Annotated in this window: 14 protein-coding genes; 9 read left to right on the forward strand and 5 right to left on the reverse strand. The window is 62.8% G+C overall.

Annotation, left to right across the window (positions count from 1 at the left end):
* Positions 1 to 23: 23 nt before the first annotated feature.
* A complete protein-coding gene (frc, locus tag ACIGJE_RS23945) occupies positions 24 to 1,298 on the reverse strand; it encodes a formyl-CoA transferase (protein ID WP_311945256.1) in 1,275 nt (424 codons plus the stop codon).
* An 89-nt stretch (positions 1,299 to 1,387) separates the two neighbouring features.
* A complete protein-coding gene (locus ACIGJE_RS23950; RefSeq protein WP_367627070.1) occupies positions 1,388 to 3,145 on the reverse strand; it encodes a thiamine pyrophosphate-binding protein in 1,758 nt (585 codons plus the stop codon).
* 645 nt (positions 3,146 to 3,790) lie between these two features.
* Between ACIGJE_RS23950 and ACIGJE_RS23955 the strand changes: the two genes are divergently transcribed.
* The 7 genes from ACIGJE_RS23955 to ACIGJE_RS23985 all read left to right on the forward strand — a co-directional run bounded on the left by ACIGJE_RS23955 (position 3,791) and on the right by ACIGJE_RS23985 (position 13,258).
* The gene (locus ACIGJE_RS23955) at positions 3,791 to 3,928 is read left to right on the forward strand and encodes a hypothetical protein (protein WP_311945258.1); all 138 of its coding nucleotides are present in this window, start codon (positions 3,791 to 3,793) and stop codon (positions 3,926 to 3,928) included.
* Positions 3,929 to 4,578: 650 nt separating this feature from the next.
* On the forward strand, positions 4,579 to 5,886 hold the full coding sequence (oxlT, locus tag ACIGJE_RS23960) for an oxalate/formate MFS antiporter (RefSeq protein WP_311945259.1): 1,308 nt from the start codon (positions 4,579 to 4,581) through the stop codon (positions 5,884 to 5,886).
* A 590-nt stretch (positions 5,887 to 6,476) separates the two neighbouring features.
* Positions 6,477 to 8,627: an acetate--CoA ligase family protein gene (locus tag ACIGJE_RS23965; protein WP_483678847.1), complete on the forward strand. Its 2,151-nt coding sequence runs from the start codon at positions 6,477 to 6,479 to the stop codon at positions 8,625 to 8,627.
* Between the two features lie 172 nt (positions 8,628 to 8,799).
* Complete coding sequence (gene sucC, locus ACIGJE_RS23970) at positions 8,800 to 9,999, forward strand: ADP-forming succinate--CoA ligase subunit beta (RefSeq protein ID WP_483678849.1); 1,200 nt, start codon at positions 8,800 to 8,802, stop codon at positions 9,997 to 9,999.
* Positions 9,999 to 10,916 carry a succinate--CoA ligase subunit alpha gene (gene sucD, locus ACIGJE_RS23975; RefSeq protein WP_483678851.1) on the forward strand — a complete coding sequence of 306 codons (918 nt, stop codon included), beginning with the start codon at positions 9,999 to 10,001 and terminating at the stop codon, positions 10,914 to 10,916. The genes sucC and sucD overlap by 1 nt, the downstream gene beginning before the upstream one ends.
* Before the next feature lie 430 nt (positions 10,917 to 11,346).
* A complete protein-coding gene (locus tag ACIGJE_RS23980) occupies positions 11,347 to 12,081 on the forward strand; it encodes a GntR family transcriptional regulator (RefSeq protein ID WP_311945174.1) in 735 nt (244 codons plus the stop codon).
* 178 nt (positions 12,082 to 12,259) lie between these two features.
* On the forward strand, positions 12,260 to 13,258 hold the full coding sequence (locus ACIGJE_RS23985) for an NAD(P)H-quinone oxidoreductase (RefSeq protein WP_483678853.1): 999 nt from the start codon (positions 12,260 to 12,262) through the stop codon (positions 13,256 to 13,258).
* A 141-nt stretch (positions 13,259 to 13,399) separates the two neighbouring features.
* On the opposite strand, the gene ACIGJE_RS23990 is transcribed toward ACIGJE_RS23985, so the two are convergent.
* From ACIGJE_RS23990 to ACIGJE_RS24000, 3 genes are all read right to left on the reverse strand, one after another.
* Complete coding sequence (locus tag ACIGJE_RS23990) at positions 13,400 to 13,894, reverse strand: hypothetical protein (protein ID WP_483678855.1); 495 nt, start codon at positions 13,892 to 13,894, stop codon at positions 13,400 to 13,402.
* 76 nt (positions 13,895 to 13,970) lie between these two features.
* The gene (locus ACIGJE_RS23995) at positions 13,971 to 14,270 is read right to left on the reverse strand and encodes a nickel-binding protein (RefSeq protein ID WP_483678856.1); all 300 of its coding nucleotides are present in this window, start codon (positions 14,268 to 14,270) and stop codon (positions 13,971 to 13,973) included.
* 161 nt (positions 14,271 to 14,431) lie between these two features.
* Entirely contained in the window at positions 14,432 to 16,210 is a 1,779-nt protein-coding gene (locus tag ACIGJE_RS24000) for a winged helix-turn-helix domain-containing protein (protein WP_311945168.1), read from the reverse strand.
* Between the two features lie 134 nt (positions 16,211 to 16,344).
* On the opposite strand from ACIGJE_RS24000, the gene ACIGJE_RS24005 reads away from it, so the two are divergent.
* Together ACIGJE_RS24005 and ACIGJE_RS24010 are read left to right on the forward strand one after the other, a co-directional pair.
* Positions 16,345 to 17,457, forward strand: coding sequence for a DMT family transporter (locus ACIGJE_RS24005; protein WP_483678858.1), 1,113 nt, complete (start codon positions 16,345 to 16,347; stop codon positions 17,455 to 17,457).
* A 12-nt stretch (positions 17,458 to 17,469) separates the two neighbouring features.
* Positions 17,470 to 18,969, forward strand: a complete 1,500-nt coding sequence (locus ACIGJE_RS24010) for a pyridoxal-phosphate dependent enzyme (RefSeq protein WP_311945165.1) — start codon at positions 17,470 to 17,472, stop codon at positions 18,967 to 18,969.
* Positions 18,970 to 19,187 lie beyond the last annotated feature (218 nt).

Below are 19,187 nucleotides of genomic sequence, written 5' to 3' on the forward strand. Positions count from 1 at the left end.
CCCATCATCTCAATGATGAAACCTCACTCGGCCGCCATCGCCACGGGAGCGCCAAGGGCGCCGCTTCCCGCAATCTCATCGATCCGGCCCTGGTCGAAGCCGAGGACGTCGCGCAGCACTTCCTGCGTGTGCTCGCCCAGAAGCGGCGAGCGCTCCACCACGGTAGGGCTGTCTGAGAGCTTGATCGGATTGCCAACCGACAGATAAGGCCCACGCTCGGGATGGTCGACCTCGACGACGGTCCCCGTCACCCTGAGCGAAGGCTCGTTGGCGATCTCGCGCATCGACAGGATCGGCCCGCAGGGGATGTCGAACTTGTTGAGGATGTCCATCGCCTCGAACTTGTCCTTGGTCTCCGTCCATTTCTCGATGGTGTCGAAGATGGAGCGAAGCCGCGGCAGGCGCGCTTCAGGCGTGGCATAGTCGGGGTCGGTGATCCACTCTTCCTTGCCGATCACCTTGCAGATCGCGCCCCAGACCGGCGCCTGGGTGATGAAGTAGATATAGGCGTTGGGATCGCTCTCCCAACCCTTGCATTTGAGGATCCAGCCGGGCTGCCCCCCGCCCGAGGCATTGCCGGCACGCGGCACGGCATCGCCGAATTTGCCATTGGGATATTGCGGATACTCCTTCATGGGCCCGCGCTCGATGCGCTGCTGGTCGCGCAGCTTCACCCGGCACAGATTGAGCACGCCATCCTGCATGGCGGCGTCCACGCGCTGGCCGCGCCCCGAATGGGTGCGCTGATAGAGCGCGGTGACGATGCCGAGCGCCAAATGAAGGCCGGTACCGGAGTCGCCGATCTGCGCGCCCGTCACCAGCGGAGGACCGTCGTCGAAGCCGGTGGTCGAGGCCGCGCCGCCGGCGCATTGGGCAACGTTCTCATAGACCTTGCAGTCCTGGTAGGGACCGGGGCCGAAGCCCTTGATCGAGGCCACGATCATGCGCGGATTGAGTTCCTGGATGCGGGCCCAGGAAAAGCCCATGCGATCGAGCACGCCGGGAGCGAAATTCTCCACCAGCACGTCGCAGCTCCTGACGAGCTCCTCGAGCACCGCCTTGCCGGCCTTGTTCTTGGTGTCGAGCGTGATGGAACGCTTGTTATGGTTGAGCATGGTGAAATAGAGGCTGTCGACATTGGGGATGTCGCGCAGCTGGGTCCGGGTGATGTCGCCGACGCCCGGCTTTTCCACCTTGATCACGTCGGCACCGAACCAGGCCAGCAATTGCGTGCAGGTCGGACCGGATTGAACATGCGTGAAGTCGAGGATGCGCACGCCTTCGAGTGCCTGTCCCATCGTTCCCTCCTCGGAAATGTCATCTGTTATGGCGAGGGGCCGGGATGGCCGGCTGGCGCGTTTCCCACGCGGCCGGCCATCCCGCCATCTCACTTGTACATAGTCTGGTTCTTGGTGCCGGGCGCGTACTCGTCCGGATCGACCCAGATATTCACCAGGGCCGAACGCCCCGTCCTGGCCATGGCCTCGCGGGCCCGCCGCAGGGCCGGCTGGATCTCGTTGGGATCGCGGACTTCCTCGCCGTGATTGCCGAGCATCTGGGCAAATTTCGAGAAGGCCACATCGCCGAGCTTGTTGCCGACATTGCCGCGCTCCTCGCCATATTTGGCGACCTGGCCGTAGCGGATCTGGTTCATCGAGGAGTTGTTGCCGATGACGGCCAGATAGGGCGCCCCGAAGCGATCGGCGGTTTCCATGTCGAAACCGGTCATGCCGAAGGAACCGTCGCCGTAATAGCACAGCACTTCCTTGTTGGGATTGGCGAGCTTGGCCGCCAGGGCAAAACCGGTGCCGACACCGAGCGAACCGAGCGCGCCCGGATCCATCCACTGGCCCGGTCCACGCGGACGCACGGCCTGGGCCGAGATCGTCACTACGTCGCCGCCATCGCCGATATAGATGGTGTCCTCGCCGAGGAACTCGTTGAGTTCATAGGCGACGCGATAGGGATGGATCGGCGTCTGGTTGGACAGGAAGAGCGGCATCAGCTTTTCGGTCGCGGCCACTTCGGCGTCCTGGAGCATCTTCATCCATTGCTGGCGCAGCTGGCGCTTGCCCTTGTCCATGCGGCCGGAGGCCGCCTGCAGCACGGCGCCGAGGATCGCACCGGGATCGCCGACCAGGCCGAGATCGATGTCGCGGTTCTTGCCGACGGTGCGGTAATCCATGTCGATCTGGATCAGCTTGAGGTCCTTGCTGATGCGTTTGCCATAGCCCATGCGGAAGTCGAAGGGCGTGCCGACGATGACGAGCACATCGGCCTTGGCGAAGGCGAGCGAGCGGGTGCGATCGAAATGATGGGGGTCGCCGGGAGGCAGCAGGCCGCGGCTGGCGCCGTTGAAATAGCCGGGAATGTCGAGCCCACGCAGCAATGCGATGGCCTCTTCCTGCCCACGGCCGGTCCAGACCTGTTGGCCATAGAGGATGGCGGGGCGCTCGGCGGCGACCAGGATATCGGCAAGCTTCTCGATGTCGGCGGGATCGCCGATCGACTTGGTCGAAGCGCGATATTTGCCGGATTCCGGCAGGACCGCACGGTCGAGGGTGACTTCCCGGTCGAGCACGTCGCGCGGGATCTCGAGATAGGACGGGCCATAGGCACCGGCGAAGCATTCGCGTGCCGCCATCGAGATCATGTCGGCCACGCGCTCGGTAGAGGAGACCGTCGCCGCGAACTTGGTGATCGGCTTCATCATGTCGACATGCGGCAGATCCTGCAGCGAGCCCATCTTGTGCTGGGTCAGCGCGCCCTGCCCGCCAATATGCAGAACGGGACTTTCTGAGCGGAAGGCCGTGGCGATGCCGGTCATCGCATTGGTGCAGCCGGGGCCGGCCGTGGTGACCACGCAGCCGAGCTTGCCGGTCTGGCGCGCATAGCCGTCGGCGGCATGGGCGGCGACCTGCTCGTGACGGACGTCGACGATGCGGATACCTTCGTCGAGACAGCCATCATAGATGTCGATGATATGCCCCCCGCACAGGGTGAAGATCGTGTCGACACCCTCAGCCTTGAGCGCCTTGGCGACGAGATGTCCGCCGGAGACAACGCTGCCGTCGCGGGCTTTTTGCTTGAGCGTGTCTTCGGCCGTCGTGGTCACGGGCTTTTGCAGTGCTGTAACCGTTGCCATTGGGGCAATTCCTCCCGTTGTTCTTCGCAACGATATGCCGCTGAGGGTCATCGGCTTCGATGAAACCGCCTCCGATGAAGAGGGGTGCAATCAACTATGCCGAAATCGCCTTCTACTTGGCGGAATGACGCCATGGCATGCCGTACAGCTGGTACATTGGCATGCCAGATACCAGAGTGTCAATCCGCATTTTTCACCCTCTAACAGGCTTGGAACCGGCCTCTTCCTTCACCGGAAGGGGAGATGAATTCTCTTTTATTTCAAATACTTGCTATTCAATTCGTCGGGGAAAGCGAGTAAAATTGCGGCCGCAGGAAACCGGACTCTGCCGGCTCGAAGGACCGTCTGCATCGACGAATTCGCAGGTTTGTGGCGCCCGTAATTTCATGCCGCGATGCAGTAAAGCCTGCAAAGTAAACCTTGCATTTTCGTGTTTAGTATAGGGGTATCCCTAAACTTGGTTTAGCCCACACCGCCCATCAGGCGGGGGAACAAGCGGATTGCAGATGAGCTGAGGCAGTTTACTTCGCAATGCAAAGAGCGCATGACTGCATTGCAACATAGGCCCTTCTCTTCTGGGATCTGGCATGCCAGATTCACGGCAACACAGGATCTTTCCTCGAACACCCAATGTGGAGAACGACCATGACCACTTCCGCCCTGTCCCGCAGCCCTGCTGCCCGTCCGCTGTCGAACCGTCTCTGGGCGGCTTTCTCGGGCTTCCTGATGAAGATGGCCCAGGCCGATATCCGCGCCGGTTCCCGCGAACCCTTCGGCCTCTGAAGGCCTGGATCGCCGCCGCCCCTTCATCCGAGATCCGGGGCGGCAGCCTGGGAATGGCTTCGGCCGGATCGATTCGACTGGGGCGATTGCCAGGCCGGCTCCGGTGATTCTGGCTGCCCTTTTATTGCGGCGAGCCGAGCCACTCCGGGCGAGGCACAGCCTGTCAGGCCGGTGTAGCACTCGCCACCGCTCAAAGCAGGCAAGGGGGCGTAGGGGCGCATTTGGGAGACCAGGTCCGGTCACAGGGCTTGCCCCGCTAGGCGTGGCAGCTGGTAGCCGTTGGGGAGACGAATTCCGCTCTGGCATGCCAGAATATTATGTCTGATAAGCGACTATTTCTAGCATAGATACGACATTAAGCAGAGTTACGGCTGCTTCTATGCAACTTTTTTTGATCTATTCGCAACTGTGCCGGCAACCAAGGCGCACCGAGCGAAGATCTCAATTCTTTCCGTAACTTGCTACCGATTGCCCTTTCTCTCGATTCGCTCCCAAGCCCCCTGGAAGACGCCTCTTCCGGGGCAATTTGGCGTGCCTTGCCGAAAAACGGCGCTTGCCAACTGGCATGCAAGATACCAATATGGCGACATAACCTGCTTAATGGAGCCTGGGCTCCGTCCAACCTCCAACAAAAACCAAGGGGGACTGCAATGGTAGGGTCGCAAGGAGAGGAAAACCTGCCGAGGGTATCTGATGCCTTCCGCTGGACACAGCTTGCAATCGGCGTCGTCTGTATGGTGATGATCGCCAATCTCCAATATGGCTGGACATTCTTCGTTCCCGATATCCAGAAGACGTTCGGCTGGGACCGGGCAGCCATTCAATGGGCTTTCACCCTGTTCGTCCTGTTCGAGACCTGGCTCGTGCCGATCGAAGGGTGGTTCGTCGATAAATACGGGCCAAAACTGGTGGTAGTCTTCGGTGGTGCGCTCTGCGCCGTCGGTTGGGTGATCAATTCCTACGCCACCTCGCTCACTCTATTCTATCTGGGACAGATCATTGCCGGCATCGGCGCCGGCGCCGTCTACGGCACCTGCGTGGGCAACGCGCTGAAATGGTTCCCGGACAAACGCGGCCTTGCGGCCGGCATCACGGCGGCCGGTTTCGGTGCCGGCTCGGCCCTGACGGTTGCGCCCATCCAGGCCATGATCGCCAATGACGGGTTCCAGGCTGCCTTCTTCTGGTTCGGTCTCGGCCAGGGCATCATCGTCATCATCTTCGCGCTGTTCATGCACACGCCCCGCAGCGGCCAGGTGCCGGCTCCCGTGCTGAACAAGAACATCGTGCAGACCCGCCGCAACTTCGCGCCGACCGAAGTGCTGCGCCAGCCGATCTTCTGGCTGATGTACTTCATGTTCGTGATCGTCGGCGCCGGCGGCCTGATGGTAACCGCCAACCTCAAGCCGATCGGCGCCGATCTCAAGCTCGACGGCGTCCCGGTCTCTCTGTTTGGCCTGACCATGACGGCCGTGACGTTCGCCGCCACCCTCGACCGTATCCTCAACGGCCTCACCCGCCCCTTCTTCGGCTGGGTGTCGGACAAGATCGGCCGCGAGAACACCATGTTCATCGCCTTCGCGATGGAAGGTGTCGGCATCTACATGCTGCATCTGTTCGGCCATGATCCGGTCTGGTTCGTGCTGCTCTCGGGCTTCGTATTCTTCGCTTGGGGTGAGATCTATTCCCTCTTCCCCTCGACCTGCACGGACACGTTCGGCTCCAAATATGCCGCGACCAATGCCGGCCTCCTCTACACGGCCAAGGGAACGGCGGCCCTGCTCGTTCCCTTCGCCAACGTACTGCAGCAGCAGACCGGAACCTGGGACGTGGTGTTCATCATCGCGGCGGGCGCCAATATCCTGGCAGCCATCCTCGCCATCGGCGTCCTCAAACCCTGGCGTGCGGGCGTGGTGCGCAAGCACGAGTTACAGCAGCCGGCCAACACGGCCGCGGCATAGCTCTCGCGTGGCGAGCATCAGCCCGCCACGTCACATCGCAAAAGCCGGTGCCCTGACAGGCACCGGCCAGGAAGATCACCATAGGATCCCGCGGCGATATCTCATTCAGTATCGCCGCATCCTATGCCAGGTCCCGGCAGTGCAGACATAGCCGGGGCCAGAAACCGCCTAATCCATTGAATAAGAACAATATCTTCTAGAGCAAAACGCGTTCAAGTGTGAACGCTTATTTCCTCTAACTCTTTGTTTGGATGCGTCTTTGTGATTCCTAGTAACTCCATGAAATCGCAAAGCGCTATAGGATACAGCCAAAGCTCGAGCCTTTGGCTCCACGCGACACGCGAAAATGAACCAAAATCTGGTTCTTTATAGCTAAAGCGTTTTGCGGTCAGGCGAAATCGCCGGGAAACGCAAAGCCACATCGACACAGAAATAGAAAAGAGGCGCGGTTTTCGCTTCGACGCGTTCTACCCCGGTCGATAGCGAAAGTCGCGCTTGACAAATTCAAATCTGGCATACCAGATACCAGAAGTTAGATTCCCACCGACAGGACGAAGCTTCGATCCGGCAACGACCAGGGAGAAAACACCATGAACATCCAGGCAAGACCCGCGCAATCCATCCAGGCCGATGTCCGGGCCATTCTCGATGCCGTCAAGGCATCGGGCCGCACCAGCCTCACCGCCCCCGAGGGCAAGCTCGTCTGCGACGCCTATGGCATTCCCGTGCCGAAGGAGGGCCTGGCACGCTCCAGCGCCGAGGCTGCCAAGCTTGCCGGCGACATGGGCTTTCCGGTGGTGATGAAGATCGTCTCCCCCGACATCCTGCACAAGACCGAAGCCGGCGGCGTGATCGTCGGCGTGGCTTCCGCCGCCGAGGCCGAAGCCGCCCACGACAAGATCCTCGCCAATGCCAAGGCCTACAAGGCCGATGCCCGCATCGAAGGCATCCAGGTCCAGCAAATGCTGAAAGGCGGGCAGGAAGTCATCATCGGCGCCGTGACCGACGACAGCTTCGGCAAGCTCGTCGCCTTCGGCCTCGGCGGCGTGCTGGTCGAAGTCTTGAAGGATATCACCTTCCGCCTGGCGCCGATCAACCGCGACGAAGCCCTCTCCATGCTCGACGGCATCCAGGCCGCCGAGATGCTCAAGGGCGTGCGCGGCGGTGACCCGGTCAACCGCGATGCCCTCGCCGACACGCTGGCAAGGGTCTCCCAGCTCGTCACCGATTTCCCGGAGATCACCGAACTCGATCTCAACCCCGTCTTCGCCACCAAGGACGGCGCCACCGCCGCGGACGTGCGCATCGTGGTGGACTTCGAGGCCAAGCCGGCCCGTTTCAGGCCCTCGCAGGATGCCATCGTCACCGCGATGAACCGCATCATGCGTCCGGAAGCCGTTGCCGTGATCGGCGCCTCCTCCGAGGATGGCAAGATCGGCAATTCGGTGATGAAGAACCTGATCAATGGCGGCTACAAGGGTCAGATCTACCCGATCCACCCCAAGGCCGACGAGATCCTCGGCTACAAGGCCTATAAGAGCGTCAAGGATGTGCCCGGCGCCATCGATACCGCCGTCTTCGCCATTCCTGCCAAATTCGTGGCCGGCGCCCTGGTCGAATGCGGCGAGAAGGGCATTCCGGGTGCCGTGCTCATTCCCTCGGGCTTTGCCGAAACCGGCAATGAGGAAGGCCAGCGCGAGATCCAGGAGATCGGGCGCAAATACAATATCCGCCTGATGGGGCCGAACATCTACGGCTTCTACTACACCCCGTCCAATCTCTGCGCGACCTTCTGCACCGCCTATGACGTCAAGGGCTCGGCCGCCCTTTCCTCCCAGTCGGGCGGCATCGGCATGGCCATCATCGGCTTCTCGCGCTCGGCCAAGATGGGCGTCTCGGCGATTGTCGGCCTCGGCAACAAGTCCGATATCGACGAGGACGACCTGCTCACTTTCTTCGAGCAGGACGACAACACCAAGATCATCGCCCAGCATTGCGAGGACCTCAAGGACGGCCGCGCCTTCGCCGAGGTCGCCCGCCGCGTCTCCAAGAAGAAGCCGGTGATCGTGCTGAAGGCCGGCCGCACCTCGGCAGGCGCCAAGGCGGCAAGCTCGCACACCGGCGCGCTCGCCGGCAACGACCGTATCTATGAAGACGTCTTCAAGCAGGTCGGCGTCATCCGCGCCCGTTCGCTGCGGCAATTGCTGGAATTCGCTCGCGGCGTGCCGATCATGCCGACGCCCAAGGGCGAGAACGTGGTGATCATCACAGGGGCCGGCGGCTCGGGCGTCTTGTTGTCGGATGCCTGCGTCGACAACGGCCTGTCGCTGATGTCGATGCCGGATGATCTCGATGCGGCCTTCCGCAAGTTCATCCCGCCCTTCGGCGCGGCCGGCAATCCGGTCGACATCACAGGCGGCGAACCGCCCTCGACCTACAAGAACACCATCAAGCTGGGCCTGGAGGACGACCGCATCCACTCGATCATCCTGGGCTATTGGCACACCATCATCACGCCGCCAATGACCTTCGCCAAGCTGGTGATCGAGGCCAAGGAAGAGATGAAGGCGAGAGGCATCGAAAAGCCGATCGTCGCCTCCCTCGCTGGCGACGTGCAGGTCGAGGAAGCCTCCGAATATCTCTACGCCCATGGTGTACCGGCCTATGCCTATTCCACCGAACTGCCGGTGGAAGTGCTGGGCGCCAAATATAAATGGGCCCGCGGCGCCGGGTTGCTCTGAGGGCAGGCCTAGCTGACGACGCCGGCCACACCAAGCCGGCATCGTTCCCCTCCTCTCCTTCAATCGAACAGCCCGTCCTGCCTGCGCTCCCTCACCTGGATCGCGGGGACGGCGGAAGCATGCTCCATGACCGGGTGGCACCATCCCATGACAGCGACGAGGTCCAAGAAGAATGAACATCCATGAATATCAGGCCAAGGCCGTGCTGCAGAGTTTCGGCCTGCCGATTTCCCCCGGCGCCGCGGCGCGAACCGTCGAGGAAGCGGTGAAGGGGGCGAAAGAGCTCCCCGGTCCGCTTTACGTGGTGAAGTCGCAGATCCATGCGGGCGGGCGCGGCAAGGGCAAGTTCAAGGAACTGCCTGCCGACGCCAAGGGCGGGGTGCGGCTTGCCAAGTCGATCGAGGACGTGCGCGCCCATGCGCAGGAGATGCTGGGCAACACGCTGGTGACGGTGCAGACCGGGCCGGCCGGCAAGCAGGTCAACCGCCTCTATGTCGAGGACGGCTCCGACATCGAGAAGGAGTTCTACCTCTCGGTGCTGGTCGACCGCGAGACCAGCCGGGTCGCCTTCGTGGTCTCCACCGAGGGCGGCATGGACATCGAGAAGGTGGCCCATGAGACGCCGGAGAAGATCGTGACCTTCTCGGTCGATCCGGCCACCGGGGTGATGGCCCATCACGGCCTGGCGGTGGCCAAGGCGCTCGGGCTCTCGGGCGACCTGGCCAAGCAGGCGGTGAGCCTGACCACCAGGCTCTACACCGCCTTCGTGGCCAAGGACATGGCGCTCCTGGAGATCAATCCCCTGATCGTCACCAAGGACGGCCAGCTCAAATGCCTGGACGCCAAGATGGGCTTTGATTCCAATGCCCTCTACCGCCATCCCGACATCGTGGCGCTGCGCGACGAGAGCGAGGAAGACCCCAAGGAGATCGAGGCCTCGCGCTACGATCTCAACTACATCGCGCTCGACGGCTCGATCGGCTGCATGGTGAACGGGGCGGGCCTGGCCATGGCTACGCTCGACATCATCAAGCTCTATGGCGAGGAGCCGGCCAACTTCCTGGATGTCGGCGGCGGCGCCAGCAAGGAGAAGGTGACGGCGGCCTTCAAGATCATCACGGCCGATCCGCAGGTGAAGGGCATCCTGGTCAACATCTTCGGGGGCATCATGCGCTGCGACGTGATCGCCGAGGGCGTGATCGCTGCGGTGCAGGAAGTGGGGCTGACCATCCCGCTGGTGGTGCGCCTGGAGGGCACCAATGTCGAACTCGGCAAGCAGATCATCCGCGATTCCGGCCTGAACGTGATCGCGGCCGACGACCTCGACGATGCCGCCCAGAAGATTGTCAAAGCCGTGCGGGAAGCCAAGTAATGTCGATCCTGATCAACAAGCAAACGCGCGTCATCTGCCAGGGCTTCACCGGCAAGAACGGCACCTTCCATTCCGAGCAGGCGCTCAAATACGGCACGCAGCTGGTGGGGGGCACCTCGCCGGGCAAGGGCGGCTCGCAGCATCTGGGCCTGCCGGTGTTCGACACCGTGGCCGAGGCACGCCATGTCACCAAGGCCGATGCCTCGGTGATCTATGTGCCGCCGCCGGGGGCGGCGGATGCGATCTGCGAGGCGATCGACGCGGAAATCCCGCTGATCGTGTGCATCACCGAGGGCATTCCGGTCACCGACATGATCAAGGTGAAGCGGGCGCTGTCGGGCTCGAAGTCGCGCCTGATCGGGCCGAACTGCCCGGGGGTGATGACGGCGGACGAATGCAAGATCGGCATCATGCCGGGCAACATCTTCAAGAAGGGCTCGGTGGGCATCGTGTCGCGCTCGGGCACGCTGACCTATGAGGCGGTGTTCCAGACCACCCATGAGGGGCTGGGGCAGACCACGGCGGTGGGCATTGGCGGCGACCCGGTCAAGGGCACCGAGTTCATCGACGTGCTGGAGATGTTCCTGGCCGATCCCGACACCCATTCGATCGTGATGATCGGGGAGATCGGCGGCTCGGCCGAGGAGGATGCGGCGCAGTTCCTGGCGGACGAAGCCAGGCGCGGGCGGGCCAAGCCGACGGTGGGCTTCGTGGCCGGGCGCACCGCTCCCCCCGGACGGCGCATGGGCCATGCCGGCGCCATCATCTCCGGCGGCAAGGGCGATGCCGGCTCCAAGATCGCCGCGCTCGAAGCCGCCGGCGTCAGGGTATCACCCTCCCCGGCGCGCCTCGGCACCACGCTGACGGAACTGCTGGGCGACTGGTCGCCCCGGCGCCGGCAGGCAGCCACGGGCTGAGCCGACGCTTCCGAAACACTCATGAATGCCGGTCCCCCGACATTCACCATACCGCCTTCTCCCGGGCGGTATGGGCCTTTCCTTCCGGCGGCGGGCGCGCAGCGGTGCAAGCCCGCCGCCAAAACGATGGTGGAACGACGACAGGCTGCAACGAAGAAGCCACGACGAAGGGAATCGTTCTTCCGAACCGGCTGATCCAGCCGTCATCGGTTCAAGGGCGACCCGTAAACCGTTTTAGGTATACCTAATGCAAGACCGGATAGCGTATATGCGTTATGAAGAGCATGGCGCTATCTGGTCCGGCCGGAGCAAAGCGCGTTTGAACGAAACGCGCTTTGCTCCGGCTGCTGATTCCGACGCGTCTTTGCGATTCTTGGCGATGCCGCCAAATCACAAGTACGCTTTGGGCGATTTGAGAGAGGAAGAGTTCGTGGCTCCAAAAATTCAAGCGCGTTGGCCGATTGCCGACGAATCCACTCCCGAACTGGTGCTGGAACGTTTCTCTCCGGAACAGACCTACAAGACCAAGGTCTATACCGCGCTCAAGCATGCCATCGCCAATATGGACATCTACTCTTCGCCAGAGCCGACCTGGATCGACGAGCGCCAGCTTTCCGAGCGTCTTGGCGTCAGCCGCACGCCGGTTCGCGAGGCCATCGCCATGCTCGAGCAGCAGGGCTTCGTCAAATCCCTGCCCCGGCGCGGCATCATCGTGCTGAAGAAGACCAAGCGCGAGGTGATCGAGATGATCCAGGCCTGGGCGGCCCTGGAAAGCATGGCGGTGCGCCTGATCTGCCAGCGCGCCAGCGACCGGGAAATCGCGCGGCTGCGCACGATCTTCCAGGAGTTCAACGACGCCCACAAGCCGGCCGACTATCCGCACGAATACTCGACCGCCAATATCCGCTTTCACCAGACCATGATCGAGCTTTCCGGCTCGCAGATCCTGGCTGAGATGACCGAGAATCTGGTGTTGCATGTGCGCGGCATCCGCCAGATCACCATCGGCCGCGACGATCGCGCCAGCAAGTCGATCGTCGATCACCTCAACATCATCGAGGCGCTCGAAAAGCGCGACGTCGCCAAGGCCGAAGCCTATGCTCGCGACCACACGCTGGGCCTTGCGGACTATGTCGCCAAGCACAGCGACGGCATCTTCGACTGATTCATCGCCAAACTGCCTTGCGATTGGGTTGGACGACCATGAATCGCAAGGAAGCGTCGAAACAAAGCGTTGAAGCAAAAGGGCGTTTTTTTTTGCGGAAACGAGCTTTGCTTCGCGACAAGCGATCAGGGCAAACAGCATTGATCGCTCCCCTGCCCTGATACGATTGGAAGCCGCCATGCCCGACCTGCCCGCGACCATGACCGCCATCGCCATCAACCGGCCCGGCGGCCCCGAAGTGCTGGTGCCGGAAGAGCGTCCGGTGCCGCGCCCCGGCGACAACGAGATTCTGATCCGCGTTGCGGCCGCCGGCGTCAATCGCCCGGACGTACTGCAGCGCGCCGGCGCCTATCCGCCACCCAAGGATGCCTCCGACCTGCCGGGATTGGAAGTTGCCGGCGAGGTCGTTGCCATCGGGCCGAAGGTCACCCGCTGGAAGGTCGGCGACAAGGTGACCGCCCTCACACCCGGCGGCGGCTATGCGCCCTTTGCCGTGACCGATGCCGGCCACGCCCTGCCTATTCCCGCCGGCCTCGACATGGTCCAGGCTGCGGCCATCCCCGAAACCTTCTTCACCGTCTGGCACAATGTGTTCCAGCGTGGCCGCCTGCAGAGCGGCGAAACCCTCCTCATTCACGGTGGTTCCTCCGGCATCGGCACCACGGCGATCATGCTGGCCAAGGCCTTGGGCGCCACCGTCATCGTCACTGCGGGCTCACCGGAGAAATGCGAGATCTGCCGCAAGCTCGGTGCCGATGTCGCCATCGACTACAAGGCCGAAGATTGGAGCGCGGCCGTCAAGCAGGCCACCGACAAGCGCGGCCCAGATGTCATCCTCGACATGGTGGGCGGCAGCTATATCGCCAAGAATTACGAGGTGGCGGCGCTGGAAGGGCGCATCGTCAACATCGCCTTCCTGCAGGGCTCGAAGGTCGAGATCGACTTCGTGCGGCTGATGACCAAGCGCCTGAGCCATATGGGTTCCACCCTGAGGGCCCAATCGGTGACGGCCAAGGCGGCCATCGCAGCGGACGTGGAGAAGAACGCCTGGCCCTTGCTGGCGCAGGGGCGCTGCCGCCCGCTGATCCATGCCGTCTTCCCGCTGGCGGAGGCGGCCAAGGCACATGCGTTGATGGAAAGCAGCAGCCACAGCGGCAAGATCGTGCTCACCGTTTAAGCCGCATCGGCCCATCAGCGAACCATGCCGGCCCCGATGCCGAAATCGGGGCGGATGCGATCGTTCAAAATCCGCTCCTGTTCCCGGATGCACGGCGTCGAACGTTATCACGTCGAGCGTCCAGGACAGCGCCTTGCTTACCTATTCGGGTTTCGCGGCGTTGCACGATACGTTCGGATTGTTGTCGGCGAAGTGGCCGGCCGGATTTCGTTTCCAGGCCCAGACATGCAGCTCGTAGAATGGATCCAAACCATAGCGGTTGGGCGCACCGTTGAAGTTGAAAAGATGGCCCTCCAACGCAGCCGGCCCCTTGAAGGCTATGTATTCCACGGCAACCAGGACGAGCTTGCCGTCGGAAGTTGGCTCATACATCACCGCTTCGGGCTTTGCGATGTCGATGACGCCATCCTTGAGGAAAGCGCCATTGACGTAGTGAATGCCCATTGCGCCGCCTTGCTGGCCGCTGGCGCAGGGAATGGGTGCATAACCTTCAGCGACCGCTGCCGAAACATGCTTGAACCGATCGTTCGCTTTTCGGACATGATCGAGCAAGGGCGCCTCGCCGCCTGAATGCGCCGATGCCGAGCCGGCGCCAAGAAGGGACACAAGGGCGAGAGCCCAACAGCCACGTTTCATTTTACTCTCCGATTGAATGAGCTCTGGGCAGGACTTCGTGCACCGGCGGCCATGTGGACCGCACGGTGCCGATATTTCAGACGGCTTCGGCCGGCACGGGATCCGGACGCACGACGACCGTGGTCGCCACCGGATAGAATTCCTCGCCCGGCATGCCGACATGGCGCGCATGCTCGCGAATGGCAGCCCCGTCCTTGGCCTCATAGATGCAAAAGGTGCCGATGCGACCGTCCGGTTCGTTCACCACATAGCTACGGATCCAGCGAACCCGATCCGACATCTGTTCGTTTCCGATCTGAGCTGATTTGGCGCCGGCCTTTTCCAGCTCGGCGAGCGAGGCCCAGGCGCTTGGCCGGCGAATGACATAAAGCTGCATTGTCGTCGTTCCCTTCGAATGGCCGGGCATTACTCGAGCCATGCCGTGTTGCAGCCACGCACCATGCGTGACGAAGTGGAACCTAAGGGCGAGGTGGCCTGGCCGTCCTTACCGGCGGCTGATCTCGCAATGATCATTCACCAAGGCCGGCAACGGTCAGACTATGCTTGTGCGGCCCGGTGGGGCGGTGGAGCGGAAATCAATTTCGGTTGCAGCTCGGCTGCCAGCATCCGAAGCCGGCGGGAGCCAATGCGGACGGCGGTACGTTCTGCCGCGTCCATCTCGGTCCGTGCCGCAGCGATGTCCCCCGCTGCAATCAGGATGCGGGCGAGTTCTAGCCGGACACGGGCCGCGTGGTACTCAATTCCGGCGCTGGTCCACAGCTGGCGGGCGAGCACCAGAAACCGGATCGCTTCATTGTCGCTCGCAAGCAGATAGTGCGCCTCGTTGATGAGTGCATGCACGGCCGGCTGCGTCCAGCGGTCGGATTGTCCTTCCAGTTCGGCCAATGCCCCGGAAACGATCTCGCGAAGGCCGCCCAATGCCGCGATGCGCATCTTGTGCGCCAGAAGGATTCCACGCCGCTGGATATGGTACCAGCTCGCACCATCGAGCACCCGGTCGAGCGCCGCGAGGGCCACACCCACCTGGCCCGTTTCCGCCAGCAGGACCGCGTTTCCGGGCTCGGCATCCCAACCCGCGGCATAGGCGGCGGCGTAGTCCTTCCGAGCGTCGTCCAGATCACCAATCATCGCTCGAATGTCACCGCGGACGCGGTAGCCGTCGCCTATCGACCAGGCCTCCTCCTCCGAGAGCTTCGGCAGAGCCTGGTCGATCGCCGCAAGCGCACCGATCAAGTCGCGTTGCGCCCCGAGGATCTCGGCGCGATGCAGATCGCAACTTCCCGGTATGGTGGCGTAACTCGCCTCGCTCCAGCTGTCGAAGCCTTCGCTCCATTGCCGGGCGCGCGACCAGTCGGGGAACGTACGACAACTCCACAGGATGTTGCAGTAGACAAGGCTTCCGAAAACCGGATCCACATTGCTCGACAAGGCAATGGCCGCGGCATGGTTCTGCTGGTTCACCCCTTGTTCGATGCGGCCAAGCGAGATGTTGTAGAAGCCCATATAGACCAGCGTGAGCGCAATCAGGCCCGGGTCGGCGCAGGCATTGGCAGCGCTGTGCGATTGCAATGACAGTTCGAGCGCCTCTGCGGCACGGCCCTGGAAGATCACCTGCCGGGCCTTCATCCATAAAAGGTAGGCCGTGGTCCGCGGGTCTTCCATGTCCCCCAGAAGGGCTTCAGCCCGCCCCATCCAGCCGGAGGCGGCGGCCGGGGCGGAGCGCTCCAACTCGAGTTTGGCGATTGTTACCGCGGCCCGTGCGGCCATGTTGGGCCGCCCCTCGACGACATAGGCGGCAAGCGCGCGGGTCAGCACCGGGATCGCCGCGGCAGGGCGGCCTTGGCATTCCACCGCCAGTGCCCACACATCGATGTCTGCCGCACAGAGCTGTCCACCGGCATCGAGCCTCTCGAAGACCATCGCGGCGCCGTGCCAGTCCTTGGCCTTGGCAAGCGCCAGGGCCTGGGCACGATCGGACTCCTGCACGTCGAATTCCGGAACAGCGGCACCAACGCTCGCCTCGTCGATCGCAAAACGATAGCCATGCCGGACATAGCTGCGGATCGCATTCTCGAGCCCTCCGGCAGACAGGGCCGCGCGGGCCAGGCTGACGGCGCGCTGGAGGGATGCTTCGGTGACATGGAGATTTGGCCACAAGGCATCCATCAATTCGTCTTTCGGGACGACGCGGCCGGCATTTCGGACGAGATAGACCAGAAGATCGAAGACGCGCGGCTGCAGCTTTTGCGCAGCTCCCCGCAACCTGAGAGCGCGCGCGTCCTCATCGAGTTCAAAGAATCCGAAACGGTGCAGCATCGAGGCCAGTCTCAGTAGAAGCGCGCAAAACTCGGAATGATCAGCAAACGATCAGCCGCCGATAAGGACTAACTTCGGCGTTAATCGCAATTTCGCAGTCACATTACGAAACCAGACTGCGGATGAAAAGCAACATGCCCGAACTTCACCAAAGCAGGCTGTCGATGCCGAGCGCCAGCCTGGTTCTGCGCGCAAGAGCGTTGGCATCGCCGGCAGCTGCACTTTTCCAGTTTCTTCGTCGGCCCGCCCTGGCGACCAGTGCGGGCGGCTATCTCTCGGGGCTCGGCGCGGCAGTGATCTGGAGCGGTTGGTGGACCGTGACACGCCTCGGCGTGGTCAGCGATCTTGCTGCCGCCGACCTTGCCGCCCTGCGATTTGGCATTTCGGGTCTTCTGTTCCTGCCCCTCATCTGGCGTGAATGGCCGACCATCAGGCTGGTAGCGCCTCTGCAGCTAGTGTTCATGGCCATCGGTGCCGGCGCGCCCTATGCGCTCGTCGCAGCCACCGGCGTCAGACTGACATCGGCCGGTCTTGGCGGCGCAATCACCGTCGGCCTCCTGCCGGCGTTCACATTGATCCTGTCCGTGCTGTTCTTGCGCGAGCCGGTCACACGGGTGCTGATTGCCGGCATTGCCTGCATCGTGGCGGGAGCAGGCTGCGTGATCGCCGGTACATGGAATGCCGGTCATGGCGGCTCCGGCCTCGGCTTCTTCGTCGTCGGGGCTCTCATGTGGGCGGCCTACACCGTTTCGCTCAGACGTACGGGATTACAGCCTCTGACCGCGACGGCGATCATTTGCGTCGCATCGCTGCTGCTCTACACACCGGTCTGGCTGATCATATCCGGTCCAGGACATCTGTTCACGGCCGCCCCTCGAGACCTGCTGCTGCAGACTATCTACCAGTCTCTGCTGTCGGCCATTGCCGCGCTCTACTGCTACGGCCAGGCCATCCGGCGGCTTGGCGCAACGCGCGCCTCCGTCTTCGCGGCGATCGTGCCGTTGTTTTCGGTGATCATAGCGGCAGTCGCCCTGCATGAGAGTCCGAGCATGGCCGAGGCAGCCGGTGCAGCGCTGCTGACCGTTGGTGCAATCGTCGCAGCACGAAAAACCGGCAGCAGGCCACGACCGCCCCCCGTTGTCGGGAAAGCACCAGCCTTGCTTTCCGACGGACGGGCCTCCGGCAGGCGTCACCCGGTTCAAGCACTCGGCATCGCCACTGACTCGCACTGGTCCCAACGCCCCTGAAAGGAAATGATCATGCCCGACATCTACAGCTCCATTCTCGAAACCATCGGCAATACCCCCGTGATACGCTTGGCCCGCCTCGAGCCGAAAGGCATCGAACTTTACGCCAAACTCGAAGCATTCAACCCGCTTGGCTCCGTCAAGGACCGGCTGGCTCTCGGCGTCATCGAAGCTGCCGAGCGCGACGGCAGGCTGCAGCCGGGCCAGACCGTCATCGAGGCAACGAGCGGCAATACCGGCATAGGCCTGGCGATGGTCTGCGCCCGCAAGGGCTACCCGCTGGTCATCGTGATGGCCGAGAGCTTCTCGGTCGAACGCCGGAAGTTGATGCGGTTCCTCGGTGCACAAGTCGTGCTGACCCCTGCATCCGAGAAAGGAACCGGAATGGTCGAGAAGGCCCGCGAGCTTGCGGCGGCGCATGGATGGTTCTGGACCCGCCAGTTCGAGAACGAGGCAAACGCCGATGTTCACAGCGACACCACCGCGCGCGAGATATTGCGAGATTTTGGAGGGAGCGGCCCCGACTATTTCGTCACCGGAGCGGGCACCGGCGGCACGCTGAAGGGGGTGGCGCGGGTCCTGCGCGCCGAGAGCCCGAACACGCGGATCATCGTGGCAGAACCTGAAAACGCCCCGATGCTGGCGAGCGGCATCGACCAGCAATACAAGAGCGACGCCACCCCGGCCGCAAGCCATCCCCTGTTCCGCCCGCATCCCATGCAGGGATGGAACCCGGACTTCATTCCCAAACTGACCGCAGATGCCGTCGACTCGAACCTGATCGACGGCATCCAGCCCGTGGGCGGCTCGCAGGCCTTGCGTCTGGCCCGGGAACTCGCACGGCAGGAGGGCATTTTCTGCGGTGTCACGGGCGGTGCGACATTGGCGGCAGCGCTCGAAGTCGCGAAGACGGCGCGGCCAGGCAGCCGGATCCTGTTCATGGTGCCCGACACCGGCGAGCGCTACCTCTCGACACCGCTGTTCGAGACGATCGAGCAGGAGATGGACGCGGCCGAGAGAAAAATCTCGAACTCAACGCCACTATGCCGCTTCGGCGTCCCGGCAGCACAACCTGCTGCGGTTTCCGCGGCGGCGATCGATACGGCCCCCGATCATGCGCACAGCTTCGTCGACCAGGCGATCAAGGATCCCGGCCAACCCGTGGTGATGTTCGCGCTGGAATGGTGCGAGTTCTGCTGGGCCGTGCGCAGGTTCCTGAAGGACATGGGCGTCCCCTTCCGTTCCGTCGATCTTGATTCGGTGGCGATGCAGGCTGGCGGTCTGGGCGGAGACATCCGCAAAGTGCTGCGCCCGATGACCGGCGCAGCCACGATCCCGCAGATCTTCATCGGCGGCATTCACGTTGGCGGTTCGGTCGATCTCCTTCAACTTCACGATGCCGGCAAACTGGTATCGCTCCTCGCCAAAGCCGGAGTCACGCCGGCAGGCGACATCACGCTGACGGCGCGGAGTTACCTGCCAAAATGGCTCGCCGCTCGGCCCGCCGCATGATGTTCAGCGCATGTATTCCTGACGCCGGCCCAGGGTGACCTTCTTCGAACTCCTCAAGGCCGGAGGTGATCGGAATCGGCGGTGATGCACGAAGGTCCACCCCCACGATCTCCGGCCTGGTCGCGAAGGCCGAAGGTGAGATTTGCCGCTGCGGCACGAGGCAGCCGCAGCGCCATGGCGGTTCTGGATCTGTCCGCACTTCTTCGGCCAAACGCAAA

This window comes from Labrys sp. E2SS-1L, assembly GCF_057073705.1.